This window comes from Sphingomonas sp. CFBP 8760, assembly GCF_014841615.1.
Classification (GTDB): domain Bacteria; phylum Pseudomonadota; class Alphaproteobacteria; order Sphingomonadales; family Sphingomonadaceae; genus Sphingomonas.
In genome coordinates this window covers 18,050-39,593 of the sequence record NZ_JACYUG010000023.1, presented here as the reverse complement: position 1 = coordinate 39,593, position 21,544 = coordinate 18,050, and the positions used below count along the sequence as shown (strand labels likewise).

The following is a 21,544-nucleotide window of genomic DNA, read 5'->3' as shown; positions in this document are numbered from 1 at the left end:
ACGCCTGCTCCGCCAGTATTTGGTGAAGCGGGGTCACACGAGGTTCGCGCCATGAGCAAGCGTCGCGACTCCAACCCCGAGTTTGACCTGTTCATCCCGGCGCTAGGTGATCTTCCGCTCCGCGATCAGCGAGAGGTTATGGAGCGGCCATTCTTTTCGCTTCAAAAGCGCAAGCGGCTGAAGCCAATCGAGTATAAGAGCCCGGACGGCGAAGCGTGGGTGCGCGTACAGGCAATCCCCGATTACGGCATGGCGACAATATGGGACGCCGATATTCTCATATGGGCGGCGTCCACCCTCAATCGCATGAAGCAGCAGGGCTTGAACGACTTGCCTCGTACGCTGACGACGACGCCCTATGACTTATTGCGTGCGATTAAGCGCAGTACCGGGGGCCGAGATTATCAGGAGCTTCAAGCCGCGCTGCTTCGACTTCAAACAACGTCCATCACGACCTCGATCCGGGCAACGAAGCGCCGCCAGAAGGCTGGTTTCAACTGGCTGGACAGCTGGACGTTCGATACCGACGCGGACACCGAGCAGCCGCGCGGAATGACGTTGACCCTTTCAGACTGGGTCTACGAAGGAATCGTCAACGAGAAGTCGTTGCTGACCATGCACCCCGATTATTTTCTGCTGTCCGGGGGGCTGGAGCGCGCATTGTATCGCATCGCACGCAAGCATGTCGGTGCACAGCAGGGCGGGTGGCTGTGCCGGGTAGAAGTATTACGTGACAAAACTGGAAGCGATGCTCAGCCTAAGGAATTCAACCGGATGCTTCGGCGTGTGATTGAGGCTGACCACCTCCCTGACTACGCAATGGAGATGGCTGAGACGGTCGACAGGAGTCCGGCTGTACAATTCCGACGGCGTGGTGAGATCGAAACGCTGGCGCTCGCCGAGCGAATGCGAGCGGAGGAGGAACGTCGTGCCCGTTTTGATGCCGATCGCCGACGTACCGAGGAGGTGGATGCGCGCATGGACCATCTTGCTGGCCGCCGCTGACTATCGGGGTTTCACCCACCCGAGGTTCAGCTATCGGGGTTTCACCCACCGCGCAAAGTCGTTCCAGCTGCCCATAGCACCGCACCCAAGACCGCAGGGACCAGCATACTGTAGATAATCGGCATGATCAGCCGCTTTTCAGGATCGGTAGACTCGGGGTATCACCCACCATTATTTCGGGGTATCACCCACCTCATTGTCGGGGTATCACCCACCGAATCACGGGGTATCACCCACCAAGCCCTCAGGTATCTGTCTGATATGTGAAAGAAATTTTGGCTTTTTGGACGACTTAACCTTCTTAACGATTCATATTTAACAGAATCTTTTAACGCGGGTGAGGTGTCGAGAGTGTGGGATTGAAGAGTCGTGTGGAATTGGCCTGAAGGCCAATGCGCCTTTGATCCGTGCCGGCTAACGCCGTCACCGAGGCGGCCAGAGGCCGCAGGCTTTCATTAAAGCCGGAAAATTGGCGGTGTGTGCCTGTAGCGACATGAGCCAGTGGATCCCGAAGCGTCGCAGAGCAGAATGTCGAGCGGCTCGGCAATCGTACCGTGCAGGTCGAGGATCAGCGTTTGCGGTTGAGCCGCTTGCTGTTGGCGGCAACCTTGCCTCGGTAGTGCTTCAGCGTCGCTTGCGTCCCCGATAGCGGTGTGTGGCCAAGACCACCGGTCATCAGGCGCGTCTGGAGCTCGATGGCGGCCCGAACCTTCTCCGATACCATCAACCGGGCCTCAGCCGTTCCAGCAGGCCCTCCAGCGGCAATACGGGCCATACGCAGTGCCATCACCGCCCCAGCCTCCGCACCCAGTTGCCACATGTCGAAACCCGCGGTCAGCCATCCGCCATATGCCTTGCTGCTCATGACGTCGGTTCCTGTGCATCGCTAACCGCTAAACCCAGGATAGGTGTTTCGGTTTCCGGTTCTGCTCGAGTGGTCGTGTCCGACTAGGAGCCGACTTGCTCAATCAATAAGAAAATTCCGTTTTTCAGAAAACAGGAGTCTATGTTAAAGCGCGAGATCGCAGCCATAAGCAATGACACGGCCTATTATCGTGAAATGATCGCGTCCGATTTTCCAAGCCTGTTTTTCGGACGGTTCGGCCAATGGCGTCAGGCGGGCCGGATCCGAAAGGTAGCGAACCGGCATACAGCGTTCGCCAGGACCGATCGCCAGATAGAGCTTCCCAACAAACACCGATGTCTGGTCAGGATCGATCGCCATCCAACCCCCATCTGGCAGAATCTGCCCTGCTTCTTGGGATTCCACCAGGATCGCAAATGCGTGAGGCCCTGCTGAGGCAAGAGGCACGGATTTGCGAGGAGTTTTAACGGCAACCTGCCATTCGGCAGCCGCGCTGAGATCGATCGCTGGCAACCAGTGCGCCTCTACCTGATCTGATAGGCCAAGCCGTCGTTCAAATGCGGCCTTCTCCTCCACCCGGATCCGTCGTGTTCCCTTGAAGATGTTGGAAACGGCGGACTGAGAGGTGATGCCGGCCGCTTCAGCGAGTTGGCCTTGAGTGACCCCTTGCGCCTTCATGGCTTCACGCATCCGCCGGATAAAATCTGATTGGGACATATGCCTTTTGTCGCAGGAGAGGGCAAAGCCTTCATTCGCGAACATCGGAAAAATAGCATCTTGCGCAATTTTCCGTTTTCCGGATATTACGTGGTCTATGGCTCCGGTAGACGAGATTTTTGCGGTGTTCGGCAACAGCCCCACTCAGCTCGCGAGAGCGATTAAAGGAAACGTCAAAACCGTTTCTGACTGGAAGAGGCTGCGGCCTATTCCCCATTGGTGGCGGCCGACCGTGCTTGATGCGGTTCGAGCTAAAGGTGCCACTCTCTCCCCAGCCGCCCTGGCATATCTCGGAGACACCGGCGCTGCCCCGGCCGAGGCGGCAGCAGCGTGAGCCTGCAGGGTCATGGTGGGGCAGGGGCATCGCATGCCGGTGTCGCTAAGCCAGCGCCGCTGCCGGCGTCACCGGGAAAGACGCACGCGTTTTCCCGGCTGGCGGGCACCGGCCCGGCCTGGACCGCGGTCGGCACGCTGGTGCGCAACCAGCTGCTGCGGCTGCGCACCGCCGAACTCATCCGCCGCGCCGGTGGCCTGGCGCTGGCCGCCAGCCGCTGCCGGGTCAGCAAGTCGACGCTGGCGCGCTACGCCTCGAGCAACCCCGATGACGCCGAGTGCTTCGTGCCCATCGATGTCGTTCACGATCTCGAGCGGTACGCAGGCGCCCCGCTGGTGACTGCCGAGCTCTGCCTGCTCGCCGGAGGTACATTCGTGGCCCATCCCGTCATGCCGCCCTGCCGGCAGGACCTCCTCGTCCAGCTCGCAGCGCAAGCCCGCGAGCAGAGCGATCTCACCACCGCGATCTGCCTGGCGGTTGCCGACGGCGTCGTCAGCCGCGATGAGGCCGCGCTCGCCCTGCTCGAGCAGGAGGAAGTCCTGCGGCTGGGCGCGGCGATGCGCGCCCGGCTCATGCTCATCGTCGAGGAAGCCCCGTGATCCATATCGCTCCCTGCCGCACCCGGCCGCTGTTCGCCGTCGACAACCGCGCCGTTGCGGTGTTTGAGACATTGCCCGCCGGCTGCACCGCCTTCACCGTCGCCGACCGCGACTGTGCGCCGCTGCTCCGTCCCGGCGATGTCGCGGTGGTCGACCCCGGTGACCGGGCGCTGGATGACGGCGAGCTCTACCTCTACCGCTTCGGTCGCGGCACCGCGCGCCCGAGCCAGCGCATCCAGCAGATCTCGCTCGGCACTGCTTTGCGCAGCGACCCCGACCGCGAGCGCTGGTTCGTCGGACCCTATGCTCGGCCCCGCAGCCGCGACGAGGTGCTCGCAAGTGCCGCGGCCGGCAGGCTGGTGGTGTGCGATGGCCCGTTCGCCGGCGCCGGGCTCGATTACCTGCGGGATGGCATCGTCGGCCGTGTCGTCGGCATCCTGGCCGGGCTGGAGGCAACGCTGCTGCCCGTACAGCCGCGTCTGGTGGCCCCGGAGGCTACCGAACCCACCACCCAGCCAGTGATGCCGTTCGGGCTGCTGCTGGCGTCCGCAGCCGCGCCATGACCGACCCGGATACTGACCCCGGCCCGGCGGGCCGGTGCGGGCGACCGCCCTAGCCGCCGCCAGCTCCATCCGCTCCCATTCCTGACCGGCGCGCCTGAAAGCATCCCTGCTTTCGGGAATGCCCTTTCCTGACCCCGGACCCCTGACCATGGCCACGCATCCCCCTGTCTCCCCATCCCGTGTCTACCTTGCCGACCCGGCGTGCAGCTGGGGCTGCGACCGCTGCGAGGTGATGTGCGCGACGCTCGCCGTCATCGCCGGCAACCTCGAGGCCGAGCTCGACGCGATGATGGCCAGCCTGCCGCCCACCCCCAGCGCCACCCAGCAGGCGGCACTGGCCGCCAAGGTCGAACGGCTCGGCGCCTATAGCCGCACCCTCGAGGAAACCCGTGCCACCCATGCCGACCCCGTGGTCCATGCCCGCCGCGCGGCCGAGCCGGCGCCGGGGGTGACGATCCGGGTGCCGGGGCTGGCCGGCCACACCCTGCACTGATGGCGACCGAGACCTGTGCCGGTTGCCGCTTCTTCGCGGCCGGTACCACCACCGCCTTCCCCAACGCGCATGGCATGTGCCGGCGCTACGCGCCGACCGGCCCGGTCATCGGCAGCCATGCCGATGGCTTCCAGCTCTTCCCGCCGATGATGGCCCACCAGTGGTGCGGCGACTTTCGCCCTGAGCCGGTGTCCAGCAACGCCATGCGCGCGGCCGCGTGACGCCTGCCACGCCGGTGCCCGGGCTGGTCGCATCCGCTCCCCGGCGGTGTGTGAAAACACGACCGCTGCGGCCGCCATGATCGGTGGTCCGGTCATGCCCTGACCGTGCCGGCCGATAGCCGGTGACGGTGGCGGGCCCGCATGGAAGGCAGCGTCCCGGCTCCTCCACACGGACCCGCGTGTCCATCGACTGCTCCACCCCTGGAGGCCGACCTGGCTATGCATACCTTTCCGATATCCGCGGCGCCATCCGCCGCGGTCTGCCCACCCGTATTCATCCTCCATCCGATGCGGGGCACGGCATGACCGCGCGGTCGCTCGGTGACGTCCTGAAGGGCGTCACCCCGAAAGCTACCCGCACCTTCCAGCCGGTGCGGCGCAACAGCTATCACCGCGGCGAGCGCGAGCAGCGGGTGTGGCGACCGATCGACCGCAAGCGCATCGGTGCGACATTGCGCGCGGCCGAGAGCTTCGACCGCACCCACAAGCAGGCCGGCAGGCGCAACGGGCCGCTCGGCCATATCGGCCTCGAGGTGCTGCGCCAGCTCTACCGCATCGTCGACTATCGCAGCGGTCGCTGCGAGCCCTCGATCGACACCCTGATGCGCTCGCTGCGCCGCTCGCGCGATGCGGTGGTCAGGGCGCTTGCCCGCCTGCGCCAGCACGGCTTCCTCAACTGGATCCGCCGCACCGAGCCGACCGGGATCGAGGACGGCTCCGGCCCGCGCGTCAAACAGATCCCCAACGCCTACTGGTTCAGCCTGCCGCGCGCCGCGGCCGCGATGGTCGAGCGCCTGCTCGGGGTACCCCCGCTGCCCGCCGATGCCGCCTGTCATGCCGAGGCCACCGAGGCCGAACTCAAGGCGATGCTCGCCAGCCTGCCGCTCGACGAACTGCCCGGCGTGATCGTCAGCGATCCCGGGCTCGCCGCCGTGCTCGCCCGGCTTGGCGCCGGCGTCGCCGCGCGTGACCTGAGCGCGAGTCTGCCATGCGGTCACAATCCGGCAGAAGAGGTTTAGAATGAGAAGGAACGCCTGCGGCGTGCGCTGTCCGATGCTGGCATGACCCGGCACCGTTCCGATAATCATCACCGGCACCGTCCCGGGCAGCGGTGGACGCTGCGGCTGGCGCCGCAGCGATGCTCTCCGATGAGAGCAGGGGGCGGGGGCTGTCTGCTATCCCGAGGGCCTGCCTGGGGCGGCCGTACAGGCCCGTTCCCGTGTCGCTGCCGGCATCGGCCATCACCGTGTCGATCGGAGCGCTGTGGCGCCGTCTGCCGGGCCCCGCCCGGGGGTNACCGGCCCAGGTCCTCGGCCGCGCTGCGATAAAAACCGGTGCCCGGCCGGTGCGATCTGGTGCACTTTCGGGCCATCCAAACGCGGCCGGCCGGGAAACGGTCGGGAGGGGCAAAAACCGCTCCCGTGGCCGCCCGGAAAAGGCAGGTTCAGGCCCGCCGAGAGGCTGGGTTTTCCGGCTGGTTCTGGACACCACCGCCATGACTACCCGGCAAGAATTGCCTACCCGTCACCAGTCTGCAAATGCCGCCTCACGGCGGGCCGCTGCCGCGCGGAAACCGGCACAGGATCCGCTCACGCCGGACAAAGCAACGACGACCAACCCACGCCAATGATATCCGACGCTCAATAAGCACACCGAACGCAAGCTCCGCTTGCCTGTTTCCCAGACATATCAATCAGTTAGCGGACGTCCAAAAGCGGTTCAAACGTGTTACACTTTGTCTGACACTGTCACAGCATTGGTACGGCCTGATATTTTTGTCTGACATTGTCCGACAATCTCGTCGCTGATAGCCTTTTCGGCGTGATCAACGCGAGCGCGGATACCATGGTGAAACCACCGTTTTCAGACGTCCGCGAAGCCTGACCAGGAGGTATCAATGCCGGCCCGTTCCAAACGCTATACCATCCGTCTCGACGAGGCTGCCTTCGAGCAGGTCGAGGCGATTGCCAGCCATCGCGGTGTGTCCCCGGCCGATGTCATCCGCACCGCGATCGATGCCTGGTTGGGAAGCGGGAAACGGCTCAGCGCCAGCGACCGGCGCCTGCGTCGGATCATGGAATATACCCAGATCGCGGTGGATGCGATCATCCGCAAAGACCACCCCGAGATGCGCGAAACGCTGGTGCGCGAAACCGATCGTCGCATGGGCCTGCATCACGACACTGAATGAGCCCGTTCGCGCCCAGGATGTACCCGTACGGGATCAGCCAAGCAGCGCGTTTCGTTCTTGAAAACAGGAACGGTCTGTGGGGTGGTGAAACGCTCAATCCACCTGATTGCGGGGCCGATCCGGCGTTTCACCACCCCCGCCGCAAACACCCCGCCAGCTGCACCGAAACGCACCCGTGACCGCTGACTTTTCCCTGCCCTTGCAGGGCAGTTTTCCTCTCAGGGCGATAGCACCCCGCTACTGCACCGAAAGCGACCAAAGAAGCTCGCGGGCGAGGCGGGGGGATAATCGCGTAATTCGGGGTCGCAACGTGGGCACGGGCTGGCTTGGGGGCGCCGCCGCTGGCCGCCTCGATCGAGTGCCTGATGGCCGCCTCACGTGCCGCCTGCGGCAGCTCAGCCGCTGCCAGACCAGACGTAACGGCTCGGGCGATGACTGCACCTTGCAAGGGTAGATACGTGGTCCAGTATCACAGCAGCGGGTGAGCGCTCTCGCTTGCCGTTACGGCACTGTTATGTCAGCCGGGATGGCTACAAACCCTTTACGGTTTGATCCTAAAGGGCGTGGTCGTGAACCCTGTCGATTATTTCAACGAGCCGCAGCCGGACGAGGACCACGCCGAGCTCGTCGCCAGCCTGTTCGAGACCCGGATACCGGCAACCATCATGACCGGGTTGTTCGTCCTCGTCGCCGGCTTGGCTGCCTTGCGTTCCGGGGACCGGATCGTCGCCGTCCTGCTGGTGCTGGGAACGGTCATAAGCATGGTCCGCCTGACCGTGTTGTTCGCTGGCCGGCACCAGTGTGATGCAGGTCGGCTGACCGCGGTGGCCTGGTACCGGCTCGAACGCAGGTTCGCAGCGTCCTACATCGCCTTTGCCGTGGTCTTTGGCTGTCTGGCCGCCCGCGTGCTCGCCCTGCCATTGCCGCTCATGCATCTGCCCACTGGCATCCTCGTCGTTGGCTATGCCGCGGGGGTGGTGGCGACCGTTTCGCTACGCCCGGGTATCGCCTTGCCGAGCCTGCTGGTGTCGGTGTTGCCGCCGGCGTTGGTGGTGAGCCTTGGCCCGCTCGCCGAGGACCGGGTATCGGCGCTGTGCCTGGTGCTGCTGTTGGCAGGAGGCATGCGTAGCCTGTCCCGTCGCTACGCCAGCCAGGCGGCACGATTGGCGCAGAGCCGGGCTCATGCCGCACTGGCCCGGCGTGACCCGCTGACCGGGCTTGCAAACCGGCTGGCGCTCAGCGAGGCCGCCACGGTGATGACCAGAGGCGATACGGCCGCCCTGCCAGTTGCCGTTCATTACATGGATCTCGACGACTTCAAGCTGGTCAACGACCAACTTGGTCATCTGGCCGGTGACGAACTGCTGCGGGCGGTTGCGACTAGGTTGCGCACCGAGGCATCCCCTGACGACATAGTGGTCCGGTTGGGCGGTGACGAATTCGTCCTGGTTCAGACCGGCATCGCTGCGCCTGGCGATGTCGCCGAACGCGCCCGGCACATCGAAGAGGTGCTGGGCGTTCCTTTCCGGATCGACGGGCTCACCTTGTCGATTGGTGTCAGCGTCGGCTGTAGCCGACCGGTCAGGGGGATGATCAATCTCGACCTGTTGCTGAGCGAGGCCGACACGGCGCTGCGTGCTCGCAAGCTGGAGCGCAAACGGGGCCGGCAGGCGATACCGTCGATCGTGCTGGCATCCGGTGCCAGCGCTGCGCTCGCACACTGAGCGGCTGAGAGGCCGTCCGCCTTTTGCCAACCTGCATTGGTCAGGGGTGGCCGCGCCCAGGGAGCGAAGGGCGCGACCACCTGCTCACCACCACCTCAGCAATGCTGCGATGACTGCCTGCCGGGGATGGGGGGATCGGCCGGCGGGTGAACGTGAGCCCCGATAGCCGTATGATCGCCAGCTGCGCCAACGGACAATGCCGAACAGACATATGAACGGGGCCGATCACCGCGCCGTCATGCATGGGATGACCGCCATTGCGGGCTATCGGCACCGCGCTGATGGGCATTGACCCGGGGGTGGCATCACCACCCCCGGACGCGTCTCACTCGGCGGTGCCGAGCGTCTCCTTGGCGGCAGCGAGCGCGGCCTTGCCGCCGCGCTTGGCCTTGGGCGCGGCCGTTGCTTCAGCTTCCGCCTTCTGTGCGGGCTTGCGGCCCAGGCCGATCGACTTGGCCATCGTGCGACGCGCTTCGCTGTAGGACTCCGCGACCATCGGATAGTCCGCCTTCAGATTGTAGCGGGCGCGATAATCCTCCGGCGTCAGGCCATTGCTGGTCAGATGGCGGCGCAGCGTCCGGTAGGGCTTGCCGTCGATCAGGCTGATGATGTGGTCCTTGCTGGCCAGCGACTTCCGCACGCTCACTGCCGGCGTATATTCCGTCGGAGCTTCTTCAGCAGGTGCCTCGCCTGCGGATCCGCTGAGCTTCTCGACGGCGAGATGCATCGACTGCAGGAATGCCGGCACATCGTCCGCGGAGGTACGGGTATTGGGATTGCTCAACCACGCAATGGTGAGTTCGGTGGCAAGCTCGATGGTGTTGGTTTCGGTGGTCATGATCATCCTGATCTGGTGCAGTCGATCCGATGCGTTTGGTAATGCAGGCGGCTTAAACTCACATAAGTTAAGCTTGATCCATGTCAATTGTAGCTAGCGCATCAATTACCGGATTTAGAAAGACGTCCAGTCGTCGTTGCTTTTGGTCAGGGCGGAAATGGCTGCGGCAGGCAGTGGCCTGACCGGCGAAGCATAGGCAGCCGGCTTGATGAAGTTTGCCCTGTTCGTCGAGGTGGGACGGACGGTAGCGGTATTCTCGCCGACCCTGAACCGGCTCGCCTGCTCGGCAAGGCTACCGACCTCGCCAGCGAGGTTGCGCGCAGCGGCCGAAGTCTCTTCGACCATCGCGGCGTTCTGCTGGGTCGACTGGTCCATCGTCCCGATCGCTACCGAAATCTCCGTGATTGCTGCCGACTGTGCCTGGTTGTCCGCCGCCATCGTCGCCAGCAGTTCATGGACCTGACCCACGTCACCAGAGATCGCCGCCAGTGCACCATCAACCTTCGTCACCGCTTCGACTGCAGTGACGATATCGGTCTGCGTTACGGTCAGCTGGTCGCGGGCGCGCTTGGCCTCTTCCTCGGCGCGCATCGCCAGGGCCGACACCAGGTCGGCCACTACAGCGAAGCCACGCCCGGCATCGCCCGCCCGACCCGCCTCGACCGCGGCGTTCATCGCCAGCACCCGCGTCTGGAAGGCTATCTTGTCGAGGCCTTCGATGACGCTGTCGATGCCCTTGGCGCTGTCCGACACCCGGCCCATCGCCTGCACCGCCTGATCAGCCACGGCGCGACCGCCACTGACCGTGCTGATCGCCTGGTCGGCACGCTCGACTGTCCGGGTCGCCGATACGGCTGTAGCCCGCAGCCGGCCATCCATCTGGGTGACCGACGCCGCGGTCTCCTCCAGCGAAGCGGCATTGCTTTCGGTGCGGCGGGCCAGATCCTCCGATGCCTGGGCAATCTCATGAGAGCCGGTGCGGATCGCGATCGCGCTTTCCGATACCGCGCCGATCAGCTCATGCAGATTGGTCAGGGCGTCGTTGAAGTTCGACTTGAGCACCCCGTATTCGGGTGGGAAGTCGACGTGAATGGCTGCCGTCAGGTCACCTGCCGACAGGCTGGACAGATGACCCGACACGGTATCCACCACCATCTTCTGCTCAGCATTGGCTTGCGCCTTGGCCGTATCGGCAGCCTCCTTGGCGATGCCGTTCTCGCGGAATACCTGCACTGCCCTGGCCATCTCGCCGACTTCGTCACGGCGATCCATGCCCGACACGTCCTGACGGTAATTGCCGCCGGCAATGTCACCCATCTGGCCACGCAGACGATCAAGCGGGCGAATAATGCTGACCTTGCTCATCGCCAGCGCGATGGCGATACCGGCGATGACGCCGACGATGCCGATGACGAGCATGAACGTCGAGGTCGATGCGGCCGCAGCGACCAGGCTGTCCGAAACCTTCCGTGATGCCGCTATCCGTTGATCCTGAAGCCGGACGTTTTCCTCGATCAGGATATCTGCCCGCTCGTCGGCTTCGGCCAGCAGACGCCGGGCCCCGGCTTCATCGTTGCGCAGGCCAAGTTTCACTGCCGCACTGGTCCGGGCATGAACATCATCGATGCCGGCACGCAGTTTGGCCACCACGTCACTTGTGGCCGGCTCCAGATTCGTAATCTCCTGAAGCCGCGATACCGCCTTGTCGTATGAGGCGCTCTCCTGCTCGGCGGCCTTGCGTGCCTGCATACTGGCACCGTCATACACCAGCACCTGATAGGAGGCATACAGCATCGCGGTCAGGCTGCGGTTCACCCGTACAAAGTTGGTATTGTTGGGTAATTTAACGGCAACCAGTTCTTCATAGCCGCCACTTGTCTCTGACAGTCGATGCGATCCGGTCCATGCAATCGCGAGTGTAATCCCACCCAGCAACAGTAGCAGCGTGATAATCTTCTGTGAGATTTTCAGGTTGTTGAAAACAGTCATGCCAGCCTCTTCGCCCAATGGGCTGAGGCAGCAGGATTGACTACCTCACCTGATCAGGCCGGCCTGTCGGCAACCCGGTCACACATTGTCGTTCGAGACGGGAAAGACCCGAATTGGGTTTACAAGCTGATAATGACGATAATTTAATGAGTGATTCCGGGCAGAGCCAACAATCCTATGCTCTATCCGGATTGATATTCTACTTTCTCATCGAGGTGGCGTTCCTGCCATCAGGCTGCTGCGACGCATCGATTGATACTGCCCATAAAGGGCACAACCCCTCGGTTTTGACACTATGGCATTTCATAATTGATGGATTACGGTCTGTCCGCTTTCGGACCTCTAGATGGCATAACTGCCGTTTGTTCCATCAAACTCGCGACGGCAGCTGTGCGCCAAATCCCTGATATTCAGCGATGTGATTGTCGCTCCCGTAAGCGGCCGTCGGTTCAAGCTAGTTGCCGGGCCGGCCTATCGTGGATCAGGCGAGGCCGTTCAAATAATCGGCGCACGCCATCTGGCTCGCAAGTCATATGGCGACATTGATCAACGCCACGGTAACGCGCAGCGCCAGTCTGCGATCTTTACCCGGCACTAACTCTAGAGCGAACGCTTATGCATAAAACGCGCTGCGCGTCTTGAACAGGTCAGAATAGTCGTTGACAGCCTTCCGATCGTCACCTTCACGCGCGCCAAGCCACCTCTCGCGGGGGGAGCTCTACAGGGAAGTTCGTCATTGCCGCCCGAACTCGACGCCGAGAAGAGGAAAGCCGGGAGGGTTGATGGCCAGTGCCTTCCTTTCGGTGACCGGGAAGGCATGCACCGTGCGTGCGCCGAACGATACGTCGAAGCAGACACAGTCCGTTGCCTCGCCCTCGGAAGCACCGATGGCGGCCATCGACTTCAACGCGAATCGGCTCGAGTTCGCGGTCAGGAACGACCGCCAGAAAGGTCCGGCGCCCTCCATGGCGAAGTTCTCCTCGTCCGGCTTTGCGAAGCTCGCTTCAGTATTAAGGCCGAACGCGAAGTCGATCCACATCCAGAACGCTGATCGCAGCTCGTCGGCGGAGTGGTCATGCAGGAACAGGGCCGCCGCGCCGCCGGTGGTCGCCGCTACCATCTCCTCAAGTCGCTTCCCAGGGCGAAGATGCTTGCCCGCGTTATGCTGCGACGGACTGTTGAACGTGAGGCCGGCAAAGCGCCCGAACCGAGCGAGGTAGTCGGTTACGGCGCGGCTCCGACGGAGCTTGAGATTTCCAGTTGCAGGAACCAGTTCGTCAAAGTTGCCCAGCATGGGTCCGTCGAACAGTTGCACTTCCTCGACGAGCGTGGCCTCTCTACGCTCGAAGGCCCAGCTTTCCACGACCCGGACCCACTCTAGATCCAAGATGATGCGTGCCCGACCCGAACCGGCCGACATGGCCATTTCTGCTGTCCAGTCGACGGGACACTCGCCTTCGCGACGGAAGTCGGCCAGTATGGCTGCCTCCCTAGGCGTCATACCTGCCCTGACGAGGAAAGAGTGTGCCGGTGGAACCGGACGATGTCGGAATTAGATCGGTACATGGCACATCTATAAATGTGGCCACCGCTAAGAACAATTCGTCAGCGAGCCATGATGGTCAACAGGTCGTCTAGCCTCGCGTAGAGAAATTTCGACGGGTCGGTTTCCTTTTATGAAGGAGAAAAGGCTTTCTGGAGCTGCGAGCGAGATTCGAATGATCTGTAATGAGCGAAATAGCCGCGCGGTCATCCGGCCGGTATGCTCGCTGTCCGGAAGCGGTCATTTGTTCACGCAGGCGCTGGTCCTCGGTTCGCGTCAGAATATGCTCGTGACTATGGGGGTCCGAAGCTGGAGGCGGCCGGAGACGCGGCTGGCGAAACCAGACGCGCCGCGGCACGCGCCGGGCTTCAAGTCGGCTTGCGCAAGTCCACCCAGAAGTGCCCCAGGGTGAACGGCGACGCGGCGCCTAGGCGCTTTAGCTCGTGCTCGGCTACGTGGACCACTGGCGAGCCGGGCTGAAGAGAGGGTGTGGACAGCGGCGGGAGCTCGGCACCGGCGAGGGCTTTGCCCACCTCGATCGAGATCGTCGACACATCCATCGACTGGACGTAGCCGATCATCGCCCCGCCAATGTCGTCCTTGCCGTAGAGATGCGTCCCGTCAACATAGCGACGCACCCCGTGTGCGACGTAGTTACCGTTGAAAATCCAGCGTCCCTTTGCCGTGCCGAGCCGCTTGCATTCGACGACGTAGGTTCGCGTCGACCGGTCGAGATCGACCGCTTGGTCGTCCTGAAAGCTCCACTGGAAGTCAGGACGTTTGTTCTCACGGGGTGTCCTCTCGGGATCGTCGGGGCTTGGCTGGCTGTTCGCCTCGTAGGCGGCGACCAGGTTCCAAGTGTGCTCTCGGCTAAGGGCGGGACGTGGCAGGAGTGAGAGTAGCTCTCTGTGGCGCTCGGTGGCTACGCGCCTCATTCTGAAGAACAGCTCGCGGTTGAGGTCGTTCTCATTTTCTGTTGCCAGGCTTCCATCCCCCGCGTCCCCCGCCAGCCTTTCCAAGCCCGCCCGGATCACCTCCTTCACGCGGTCCACGTAGGCTGGCCACAGGCCGGTCGCGATCGCGTCCAGCGCAGCCATTCGGTCAGCCAGCCCGACGCGAGGCCAACTGAACAAACAGCGCCTCCGCATCCTGTCGCGCCGCACTGGCCGTCCATAGCCTGCGAGCGTTATCCTTAAGGACAATGAAGCCGTTGCCCGCCACCGCCCGCACGAAGCGCCTGACGTGGAAGGCCGGGGACACCGGATTGGAGAGGGCATCGGCGCAACGGGCCACGATGGAGGCCCAGTCGCCGTCAGGTGCGATCACGTCTGACCCGCCTGAGTCCACGAGGTCGAAGACCGCCGCCAGCGCATCCCGAGCCGGCGACGGGACGATGCGCCAGCTTAGATCGAACGCTTCGGGCAACTGTTCCTCCCAAGCGCCTAGGAACGCGCGCAGGTAGCCCCACAGCTCGTCTGGCATAGGCCCATCGAGGAGAGCGGTGCCGGATCCCACGACCTCGCTGAACACCGGCACGCGCTTGATCGCGGTGGACGCCGCCCCCCGCCAATACAGGTCGTGCTCCTCGGCCCAGAAATCCCTGACGAGGTCGCGCTCGGCAGGCGACAACTCGAACAGGTCGAAGACTGCGTCGTTCAGGGTGCGTAGGGCGTTTTCGCGGTCGTTTCCGAATTGGTCAGCTTGCTCGTCAAAGAGATCGAGGTTCCGCGGGGCAGCTGGCAGTCGGCTCCGTAGCAGGTCTACGGCCCTTTCGATGCGCGTTGCCGCGTTCTCGTGCTCCCTGCGGCCCATGCCCCACGAGGGGGCAAACCGGACAGGGATGCCGAGCAGGTCGCGGGCCGTCACTTTGTCGTGCCAGCCGCCCCAGCTGCCCGCGGTCATGAAGAGCAGGTAGCGGCCGAGCGAGGACCATAGGACGCCGAGGGCCAATTTCGCGTGAGCGTCGGGGACATGCCGCAAGGGGATGCAGTAGAAGCTGTGACGGAACGAGAACGCGCGATCCTCGAGCCGCGCGACGGGGCCGAGCGGTTCCCGCACCCCGTGCGTGATGACGAGGCGACGCCCCTCGTAGATCCGCTGGTCCGGATCGCGCTTGATCCCCTTCGGAGGCGGAAGGAACCAGTCGTCCTGCAAGGGGCCGAACGGCTGCACCTTCCTGTTACTTAACTCAGGCAGGACGGCCAGTCGTCCCGAAGGCTCGCGCCCGCCGCGTTGCCAACCATATTGCGGCTGCGGGTCGGAGTCCCCGATCGCCTCCTCAAGCGTCCGCTCTAGGCGCAACCTAGATACGAGGGCGGCGTCGTGGTGCCCTCCCCACCAGAAGACTTTCCAAAGGTAGTCGGCGCTTGCCAGCTCGGCTTGGACGACGACCCGCCGCTCGAGCGGGACAGCAGACATGGTGCGTAGCCGCTCGACGGATCCGGTCCGCCTAGCGTTCCAGAACACGACGCGCTCTTCCGGGCGGGATGGTCGCTTCTCAGCCAGCACGAAGGCGAAGGGTGCGACCGCCTTGGCGAAGAAGGCCCGGCGCACGTGAGTCATGTTCACGACTTGGCCGAGCGCCGCATGCGCCAGCAGGTGCTCGCGGAACAACCTGCTTGTGTCGCGATCGTTCCAGAACACCTTCATCCCGACGAGGAGCCCGAACGCCCCTCCCTCGCGTAGAAGCGTCATCGCCCGATGGATGAACAGCTGGGAGAGGGAGCCCTCGCCGGTCGGTAGCTTGAAGGCCGCGGCCCAGAGGCGGGGGAGCGATGTCTCGCCAGCGGCCTCCTGCCAAGGCGGATTGCCCACGACCACGTCGAAGCCGCCGAGGGGCAGGTCCAGCGGGTTCGAGCCGGACAGCAGCTTGAGGTCGCCAGCCCGCCCCGCGTAGCTCGGCTTGGCGCTTACCCGATCCGACAGCACCTGCCGCTCCTCGCCGGTCGGCGCGAAAGCGTCCGAGACGACGAGGATCCCGAAGTGGTCCTCGTCGCGCAAGCCACTGTGGAGGAGGTAGGGCAGCGGATCGCCCGAGGCGATGTCGGGCGGTTCCTGCTGATCCAGCAACGCCAGATATAGACTGAACGCGGCCACCCGCGCCGCCTCGGCGTTGATCTCGATCCCGAAAACCCGCCGTTGGAGGATCCCGCGGAGCTCGGTTGAAACCAGTCTGCGTCGCAGCCGCTGCGCCTCGTACCGCACGACCCGCCTGAACGCCTCCACGAGAAAGATACCCGAGCCGCATGCCGGGTCGAGAATTTTCGGCTCGAGCGCGAGACGCGCCGGGGTCAGCGTGCGTCGAAGCACATCGTGGACGAGGTTAGCGGGCGTGTAGTGGGTACCGGTACCCTCCTGGGGTTCGTCGCAGCCTTCCTCGGGCCCGCCGGCATGCCGGACCGAGCGCCCGCGGCGACCCGGCACCCCCTTTGGCCGTCTGGCATCGTGGCTCGAGCGGTCGCGGTCGGCCGCGTCCTGATTGAGCGCATCGTGGTAGAACTGCTCGTATATGCTACTTATGAGGGCGAGAGGGACCACCTCGAAGTCGTAAGCCCAGAAGAAAAGAGGCTGCTGGTCACTCTCAACCTCGCCGAGGAGGAACGCCCGCAGCAGCAGCAGCGCTGATTCCGAGAAGCGCTTGCCTCGAGCCTGCCCGAGGGCAAACAAGTCGCCGTTAAAGTCTTTCGCGAGGCGATCGAAAAGGGCGCTTGTAAAATCGGCGTCGCGGAGCACACGGTCGTAGAATCGCTGCTTGCCTGGCGGACCGAGGACGGGTGTGTCACCCTCCGCCTCCAAAATCCGCCGCCATATTGCGCTGTCCCCCGCCACGTGTTCGAAATAGGCGCGCGTCAGCACTCCGCGATCCTCCAGGTAGCGCACGAGGATGGATCGGCCGATGAGAGCGTGGGCCTCCGCCATCGTCAGTCCCGTGCCCTCGAGCTGGGACCGCAGGATGCGGAGGTCGCCAATGAGCCGTCGGTCGGCGCGAGCGGGTGCAGAAGCGGTGTCGCCGACATGCATCAAGCCCTCGAGGCCCGAACCGAACTCGTCGACCTCGCGCGTGAGCTCAAGTACGTCGGCGGCGGTTGAGAGCACCCGCCAGGGATCCGAGGGAGGTGCACCGCGCTTGGGCGGCAGGTTCAGATCGTAAATGCGCACCTCGTCTGGCAGCGCAATGAACAGCCTTCTTGGCTCCGCCATGCACCAGGCACGACGGTATAGTTCTCCAAGCGAACTTTCGTCTGGCGCCGTTCGCGCGTCCGCGAATACCGCGACTGGATCACCACGGACGAAGAGCACTTTCTCAGCCCCCAGCCTTTCCGCGAGGCCCAACCAGTCGCCGAGGTCGGTCCAGCGCTCGATAGGCCCGCCGGACTTAACCAGCGCCTCCGGGTGCGACGCGGCGCCGAGCAGGTCATCGGAGCGTTCGCCGAACCTCTCGTAGAGCTCGTCGAGTAGCGCACGGCCGGGGCTATGCATGGCGGCATCTCCCGCGGGGCGAACGGACCTCCCGCCCTGACCGCCGACCCGATGTGCGGTTAGTGAGACGCATCGGCACCAGCGTCCAGCACGAGTGGAAGCGTGAGCTGTTTAGCGTCCATGGCGTCGAGCAAGCGGACGAGAGCGAACTCGACAATGTAGCTTTTCGACAGCTCAGGCTTGTGGCGTCGCGCCAGATGCTCGACTGCCGCGTTAGTCATCGGATCGAGGCTTACGGAGAAACGAACTTTTTCGGACATTTTTTCGTCTCCGCGGTGGCGCAGCACCGCAATGCACCAAGATGGTGCTGAATGAAATCCCCTCTTACGGCATTGCGTCTTATAGTCTGCTCGGCTAGCCAATACCGCCGGGTCTCACAGTCGATCGTGGTCACCTGAAGGCTGTTGCGGCCATTGATTCGCATAGTCCTGCCTAAGCGTACGCCGCATATTCGAATAATAGGAGAGCCCGTTGGCTGTTTGCCAGAAGGGGTTGTTCTACTACGGACTTTAACTAATGGGTGAGCTGCCTGACAGGGCCTCTACTTCACACCCTGCGCCAGCGGTACAAACGGCAGCTCGATTGTGGCACACAAGGCTGTAGCAGCCTCACCCCGCTTTTCGGAGTGCAACCCCTTCGCGGTGGAGGCTTATCGCGCTAACTTGCGACCCACCGTTCGTGCAGGAGAATATCGTGCCCATTTCCGTCGTCGTTGGGGGGCAGTTCGGCTCCGAGGGGAAAGGCAAGGTGTCAGCGCACTTGGTACGCGAGAGGGGTGTTCGCGCGGTCATTCGTGTGGGTGGTCCGAACTCTGGCCATACCGCTGTCGACCGTGGTGGAGCGACTTGGACGCTTCGGCAACTCCCGGCGGGCCTCGTCGCCAGCGACGCCGTTGCTATCCTGCCCGCGGGCAGCTTGATCGACGTAGGCATCCTCACTGCCGAGGCCGAGCGACTTCGCCTTACGCCCGAGCGCTTGTGGATTGATCCCCGCGCGTCGATTGTGACCCCCGAACACCGCGAAGCTGAAAAGCGCCTCGTTGGCGCGATCGGCTCGACGGGATCGGGTACGGGAGCCGCCCTTATCGAGCGGTTGGGCAGGTCGCTGGAGCACATCAGAGCCGAGGACGTGGGCAAACTCCGCAGTTTCCTAAGGCAGGACATCCCCGAGCAGATGCGCTCGTTATTAGACGCCGGCGAAAGGCTTGTTATCGAGGGTACTCAAGGTTTCGGGCTCTCCATCTGGCATTCCGACCACTACCCCTTCACGACTAGTCGAGACACAGTCGCAGCGGCGTTCGTCGCCGAGGCCGGCCTGGCGCCTCAGGACGTGGACGAGGTCGTCATGGTGCTTCGAGCCTTCCCGATCCGGGTTGGAGGCAACTCCGGACCGCTTCCCGCAGAGATCGATTGGCCGACGCTGGCGCGAGAGGCACAACTCCCGTCGAACTATCGCGAGCTAACGTCAGCGACCGGGCGGATCAGGCGGATTGCCCGATTCCATCCCGGCGTCGTCCGCCGGGCTATCGCGGTCAACGCCCCCACTAGGCTCGTGCTCAACCACATGGACTACATTGATCCGAGCTTCCACGTCTCCGGACCCACCTCCCGAAGCCGCGACTTCATCGAAGCGGTGGAGCGCGCAATCGGCCGCGAGGTGGACCTCCTTGGCTACGACGCCGCGACCGTTCTCCCCCGCCCAAGCGTTATGCGCAGTAGGGCTGCCTGATGGAGGTTGAGCTACAAAGGTTCCACCAACGGGTAGAGGCGTTCGAGACTGAGATTGCGGTCGCTGGAATGACGGCTGCCGAGCGCTACGACACGCTAAAGCTGCACGACCCGTACAGCGAGGTTCCATCCGCGCTCCTGCATGCCGGCCACGTCGCCTCGTACGTCGTGGCGTGCGGCATGGTCGAGCCGTTCGAGCGCGAGCAGCTCACTAAGCCCGCGACTTACCTAGTGAGGGTCGAGGGAGATTGCCGCTACGTCGATGAGACCGGAGCGACCGTCCGCTTCTACCTCTCGAACGATCCTGCAGCTAAAGGCCGTCATTTGCAGGTCCGCGATCATGTGAGACTGGCACCCAACTCAGTGTGTTTTCTGACACTTGCACCTGAGTTTCGGCTGCCCGCCTACATTGGGGCGCGCTTCAACTTACTTATCCGCGATGTCTACCGCGGCCTTCTAGTCGGGACTGGGCCCTTGGTTGACCCAGGCTTCAGCGGCCGCCTGTCTATACCGATCCACAACTTTACTAGCCGCGAGTACTTCATCAGCGCCGGCGAGGGTCTGGTCTATTTCGAGTTCACGAAGCTTAGTTGGTCGAACGACAGGGAGGAGCGCACTCCCGACTGGGTTCCCGCTCCGATCCATGTTCAGCCCCCTTTTCCAAAATCCAAGGCGCGACGTAGGACCATCGACGATTACCTGGCTGACGCGACCGGCGGCGGGCCGCCTGCTAGCTCTCTTGGCTCCACTCTATACGCAGCCGAGCAGCAGAACACCCGCACCCGCCGGCTCATCACGGCGATCGGAATCGGCGGGATCGTTGCGGCCGCTGGCTTAGTCCTGACCTCATGGTCGCTTTACAGCTCCGCCCAGCAATTCACCTCGGCGGCTCAGACCGAGCTTCGGCAGGAGAGGCAGCGTTCGAACGAAAGAATAGAGGCAATTGAGCGCAGGCTGAAGGTTGCCGAGCAGCTGCCGGCCTCCGGTCAAACCCGCGTCGGCGGGGTACGGCGCGAACAACGGGTTCGTAGGGTAACTAAGTAGGCGTCGCCATGCAGGACAGATACGCTGGCGACATGGGCGACTACGTCAAGCTGGGGCTGCTGAGGGCCCTCGCCCCGGGGCGGCGCTTGGGTGTCGCATGGTATTTCCATCCGGACGAAGCCCACAACTCGGATGGTCGGCACACGGCCTACCTGTCGAACCCTGAACGCTGGCGGCATCTCGATCCCGAACTATTTGATGCGCTGCAGCGGCTGGTGACTGGGATTCGGTCGGTGGCCGCGATCGAGCATGCCGGTCTAGTAGACGCGACTTTTCACCGGACGGCGATTCCATCTGAGGGCACCGGCCGCTCCGCCCGAACAGCCGACAGGAGCCGCTGGTTTGCTGAGGTCGAGGAGGCGCTGCGGCCATGCGACTTGGTCTTCGCCGACCCTGATAACGGCCTTGTCGATGATGGGCCGGAGCGACGCGGCAACCGCAAGCACGCCAAGCAAATTTCACTGCAGGAGGCACTGGCACTTGCCCGCGACCGACCCGCCTTAATCTATCATCACAATACCCGCTTTAACGGAGGTCACGATAGGGAGGTGGAACACTGGCTCACTCAGTTCGGCCAGCACGCCCTCGCTGTAAGGGCGTCGGCGTTCAGTTGCAGAACTTTTTTCATCCTCAACCCGGACGACGTGATTAGTAGCCGCGTCGAGAGATTCTGCGATGCTTGGGTCGCTGCGCGGGTCCGCCTGCATACCGTCTGATCCCTCTGAACCGCGCCGGGTTCTTCGGAGGCTGCAACTCTTGAAAAGGTGGAGCTTACATAAGCAAGACGACGAACAAGTTTACGCCTTAAGTCAGCAAGCGCGCGGTGCGGATGCGGCGGTTGCTCTTGGTTGGAATGACCGCTTCGACATCCGCCTTGGCGAGTTCCCGTTGGATGGCATCGGCGTTATAGCTCTTATGGTAAGCAGCGCCTCGATCCGGTCAGCCCGCATCCCAAACAAAGGCTTGAACCCCTTCACGTTGTGAGCCTGCCACGGTGTCACGACGAAAGATAGCGGTCTTCCCTAGCCATTGTAGCGTACGTGAAGCTTGGCCTTAAAGCTGAGAAGTCTTAACGAGATGCGCACGAGCGGATGATGAGCATAGTGTCGTAGTTTGATCGTAGGCGATCAGACCACCAGCATTGAATCGCAAAAAAGCCCGCCAAGCTTGATCTTGGCGGGCTTTGATGGGCGGAGATGCCGATATGCAGCC

The 21,544-nt window shown here is 63.4% G+C and carries 19 protein-coding genes; 11 read left to right on the top strand and 8 right to left on the bottom strand.

Translation table 11 applies throughout. The features are described from left to right. Positions 1-51: 51 nt before the first annotated feature. Entirely contained in the window at positions 52-1,005 is a 954-nt protein-coding gene (locus IFT82_RS18320) for a replication initiator protein A (protein WP_192129572.1), read from the top strand. Between the two features lie 568 nt (positions 1,006-1,573). Here IFT82_RS18320 and IFT82_RS18315 read toward each other — a convergent pair. Both IFT82_RS18315 and IFT82_RS18310 read right to left on the bottom strand, forming a co-directional pair. Further along, entirely contained in the window at positions 1,574-1,870 is a 297-nt protein-coding gene (locus IFT82_RS18315) for a hypothetical protein (RefSeq protein ID WP_244646951.1), read from the bottom strand. 144 nt (positions 1,871-2,014) lie between these two features. Next, positions 2,015-2,722 carry an XRE family transcriptional regulator gene (locus tag IFT82_RS18310; RefSeq protein ID WP_192129571.1) on the bottom strand — a complete coding sequence of 236 codons (708 nt, stop codon included), beginning with the start codon at positions 2,720-2,722 and terminating at the stop codon, positions 2,015-2,017. Positions 2,723-2,917: 195 nt separating this feature from the next. Between IFT82_RS18310 and IFT82_RS18305 the strand changes: the two genes are divergently transcribed. The 7 genes from IFT82_RS18305 to IFT82_RS21380 all read left to right on the top strand — a co-directional run bounded on the left by IFT82_RS18305 (position 2,918) and on the right by IFT82_RS21380 (position 8,712). Then, on the top strand, positions 2,918-3,520 hold the full coding sequence (locus tag IFT82_RS18305) for a hypothetical protein (RefSeq protein WP_192129570.1): 603 nt from the start codon (positions 2,918-2,920) through the stop codon (positions 3,518-3,520). After that, on the top strand, positions 3,517-4,083 hold the full coding sequence (locus tag IFT82_RS18300) for a hypothetical protein (protein WP_192129569.1): 567 nt from the start codon (positions 3,517-3,519) through the stop codon (positions 4,081-4,083). Before IFT82_RS18305 ends, IFT82_RS18300 begins: the two co-directional genes overlap by 4 nt. A 229-nt stretch (positions 4,084-4,312) precedes the next feature. Then, on the top strand, positions 4,313-4,576 hold the full coding sequence (locus tag IFT82_RS18295) for a hypothetical protein (protein ID WP_192129568.1): 264 nt from the start codon (positions 4,313-4,315) through the stop codon (positions 4,574-4,576). Continuing rightward, positions 4,576-4,797, top strand: a complete 222-nt coding sequence (locus tag IFT82_RS18290; protein WP_192129567.1) for a hypothetical protein — start codon at positions 4,576-4,578, stop codon at positions 4,795-4,797. The genes IFT82_RS18295 and IFT82_RS18290 overlap by 1 nt, the downstream gene beginning before the upstream one ends. A 302-nt stretch (positions 4,798-5,099) precedes the next feature. Further along, positions 5,100-5,816, top strand: coding sequence for a hypothetical protein (locus IFT82_RS18285; RefSeq protein ID WP_192129566.1), 717 nt, complete (start codon positions 5,100-5,102; stop codon positions 5,814-5,816). 878 nt (positions 5,817-6,694) lie between these two features. After that, positions 6,695-6,988, top strand: a complete 294-nt coding sequence (locus tag IFT82_RS18280; protein WP_192129565.1) for a hypothetical protein — start codon at positions 6,695-6,697, stop codon at positions 6,986-6,988. A gap of 569 nt (positions 6,989-7,557) precedes the next feature. Then, the gene (locus tag IFT82_RS21380) at positions 7,558-8,712 is read left to right on the top strand and encodes a diguanylate cyclase (RefSeq protein WP_342355156.1); all 1,155 of its coding nucleotides are present in this window, start codon (positions 7,558-7,560) and stop codon (positions 8,710-8,712) included. Positions 8,713-9,037: 325 nt separating this feature from the next. Here the strand turns inward: IFT82_RS21380 and IFT82_RS18270 are convergent, their stop codons facing one another. The 6 genes from IFT82_RS18270 to IFT82_RS18245 all read right to left on the bottom strand — a co-directional run bounded on the left by IFT82_RS18270 (position 9,038) and on the right by IFT82_RS18245 (position 17,848). Continuing rightward, positions 9,038-9,550, bottom strand: coding sequence for a MucR family transcriptional regulator (locus IFT82_RS18270; protein WP_192129564.1), 513 nt, complete (start codon positions 9,548-9,550; stop codon positions 9,038-9,040). Positions 9,551-9,664: 114 nt separating this feature from the next. Then, the gene (locus IFT82_RS18265; protein ID WP_192129562.1) at positions 9,665-11,539 is read right to left on the bottom strand and encodes a methyl-accepting chemotaxis protein; all 1,875 of its coding nucleotides are present in this window, start codon (positions 11,537-11,539) and stop codon (positions 9,665-9,667) included. A gap of 733 nt (positions 11,540-12,272) precedes the next feature. Next, a complete protein-coding gene (locus tag IFT82_RS18260) occupies positions 12,273-12,965 on the bottom strand; it encodes a hypothetical protein (RefSeq protein WP_192129560.1) in 693 nt (230 codons plus the stop codon). A gap of 485 nt (positions 12,966-13,450) precedes the next feature. Continuing rightward, a complete protein-coding gene (locus IFT82_RS18255; RefSeq protein ID WP_192129558.1) occupies positions 13,451-14,179 on the bottom strand; it encodes a hypothetical protein in 729 nt (242 codons plus the stop codon). Between the two features lie 4 nt (positions 14,180-14,183). Continuing rightward, the gene (locus IFT82_RS18250) at positions 14,184-17,561 is read right to left on the bottom strand and encodes an Eco57I restriction-modification methylase domain-containing protein (protein WP_192129556.1); all 3,378 of its coding nucleotides are present in this window, start codon (positions 17,559-17,561) and stop codon (positions 14,184-14,186) included. A gap of 59 nt (positions 17,562-17,620) precedes the next feature. Continuing rightward, on the bottom strand, positions 17,621-17,848 hold the full coding sequence (locus IFT82_RS18245; protein WP_207105833.1) for a hypothetical protein: 228 nt from the start codon (positions 17,846-17,848) through the stop codon (positions 17,621-17,623). 406 nt (positions 17,849-18,254) lie between these two features. Between IFT82_RS18245 and IFT82_RS18240 the strand changes: the two genes are divergently transcribed. The 3 genes from IFT82_RS18240 (at position 18,255) to IFT82_RS18230 (ending at position 21,048) form a co-directional block, all read left to right on the top strand. Further along, entirely contained in the window at positions 18,255-19,289 is a 1,035-nt protein-coding gene (locus IFT82_RS18240; protein ID WP_192129552.1) for an adenylosuccinate synthetase, read from the top strand. 68 nt (positions 19,290-19,357) lie between these two features. Continuing rightward, positions 19,358-20,332 carry a hypothetical protein gene (locus IFT82_RS18235; RefSeq protein WP_207105832.1) on the top strand — a complete coding sequence of 325 codons (975 nt, stop codon included), beginning with the start codon at positions 19,358-19,360 and terminating at the stop codon, positions 20,330-20,332. 32 nt (positions 20,333-20,364) lie between these two features. Further along, positions 20,365-21,048: a hypothetical protein gene (locus IFT82_RS18230; protein ID WP_192129548.1), complete on the top strand. Its 684-nt coding sequence runs from the start codon at positions 20,365-20,367 to the stop codon at positions 21,046-21,048. The last annotated feature ends 496 nt before the right edge of the window (positions 21,049-21,544 follow it).

What these genes read in the sequence shown, in the direction of transcription:
- IFT82_RS18320 (WP_192129572.1), top strand. Translation starts at nt 52, where the DNA reads ATGAGCAAGCGTCGCGACTCCAACCCCGAGTTTGACCTGTTCATCCCG.
- IFT82_RS18315 (WP_244646951.1), bottom strand. Translation starts at nt 1,870, where the DNA reads ATGAGCAGCAAGGCATATGGCGGATGGCTGACCGCGGGTTTCGACATG.
- IFT82_RS18290 (WP_192129567.1), top strand. Translation starts at nt 4,576, where the DNA reads ATGGCGACCGAGACCTGTGCCGGTTGCCGCTTCTTCGCGGCCGGTACC.
- IFT82_RS18285 (WP_192129566.1), top strand. Translation starts at nt 5,100, where the DNA reads ATGACCGCGCGGTCGCTCGGTGACGTCCTGAAGGGCGTCACCCCGAAA.
- IFT82_RS18280 (WP_192129565.1), top strand. Translation starts at nt 6,695, where the DNA reads ATGCCGGCCCGTTCCAAACGCTATACCATCCGTCTCGACGAGGCTGCC.
- IFT82_RS18270 (WP_192129564.1), bottom strand. Translation starts at nt 9,550, where the DNA reads ATGACCACCGAAACCAACACCATCGAGCTTGCCACCGAACTCACCATT.
- IFT82_RS18265 (WP_192129562.1), bottom strand. Translation starts at nt 11,539, where the DNA reads ATGACTGTTTTCAACAACCTGAAAATCTCACAGAAGATTATCACGCTG.
- IFT82_RS18260 (WP_192129560.1), bottom strand. Translation starts at nt 12,965, where the DNA reads ATGGCCATGTCGGCCGGTTCGGGTCGGGCACGCATCATCTTGGATCTA.
- IFT82_RS18255 (WP_192129558.1), bottom strand. Translation starts at nt 14,179, where the DNA reads ATGGCTGCGCTGGACGCGATCGCGACCGGCCTGTGGCCAGCCTACGTG.
- IFT82_RS18250 (WP_192129556.1), bottom strand. Translation starts at nt 17,561, where the DNA reads ATGCATAGCCCCGGCCGTGCGCTACTCGACGAGCTCTACGAGAGGTTC.
- IFT82_RS18235 (WP_207105832.1), top strand. Translation starts at nt 19,358, where the DNA reads ATGACGGCTGCCGAGCGCTACGACACGCTAAAGCTGCACGACCCGTAC.
- IFT82_RS18230 (WP_192129548.1), top strand. Translation starts at nt 20,365, where the DNA reads ATGGGCGACTACGTCAAGCTGGGGCTGCTGAGGGCCCTCGCCCCGGGG.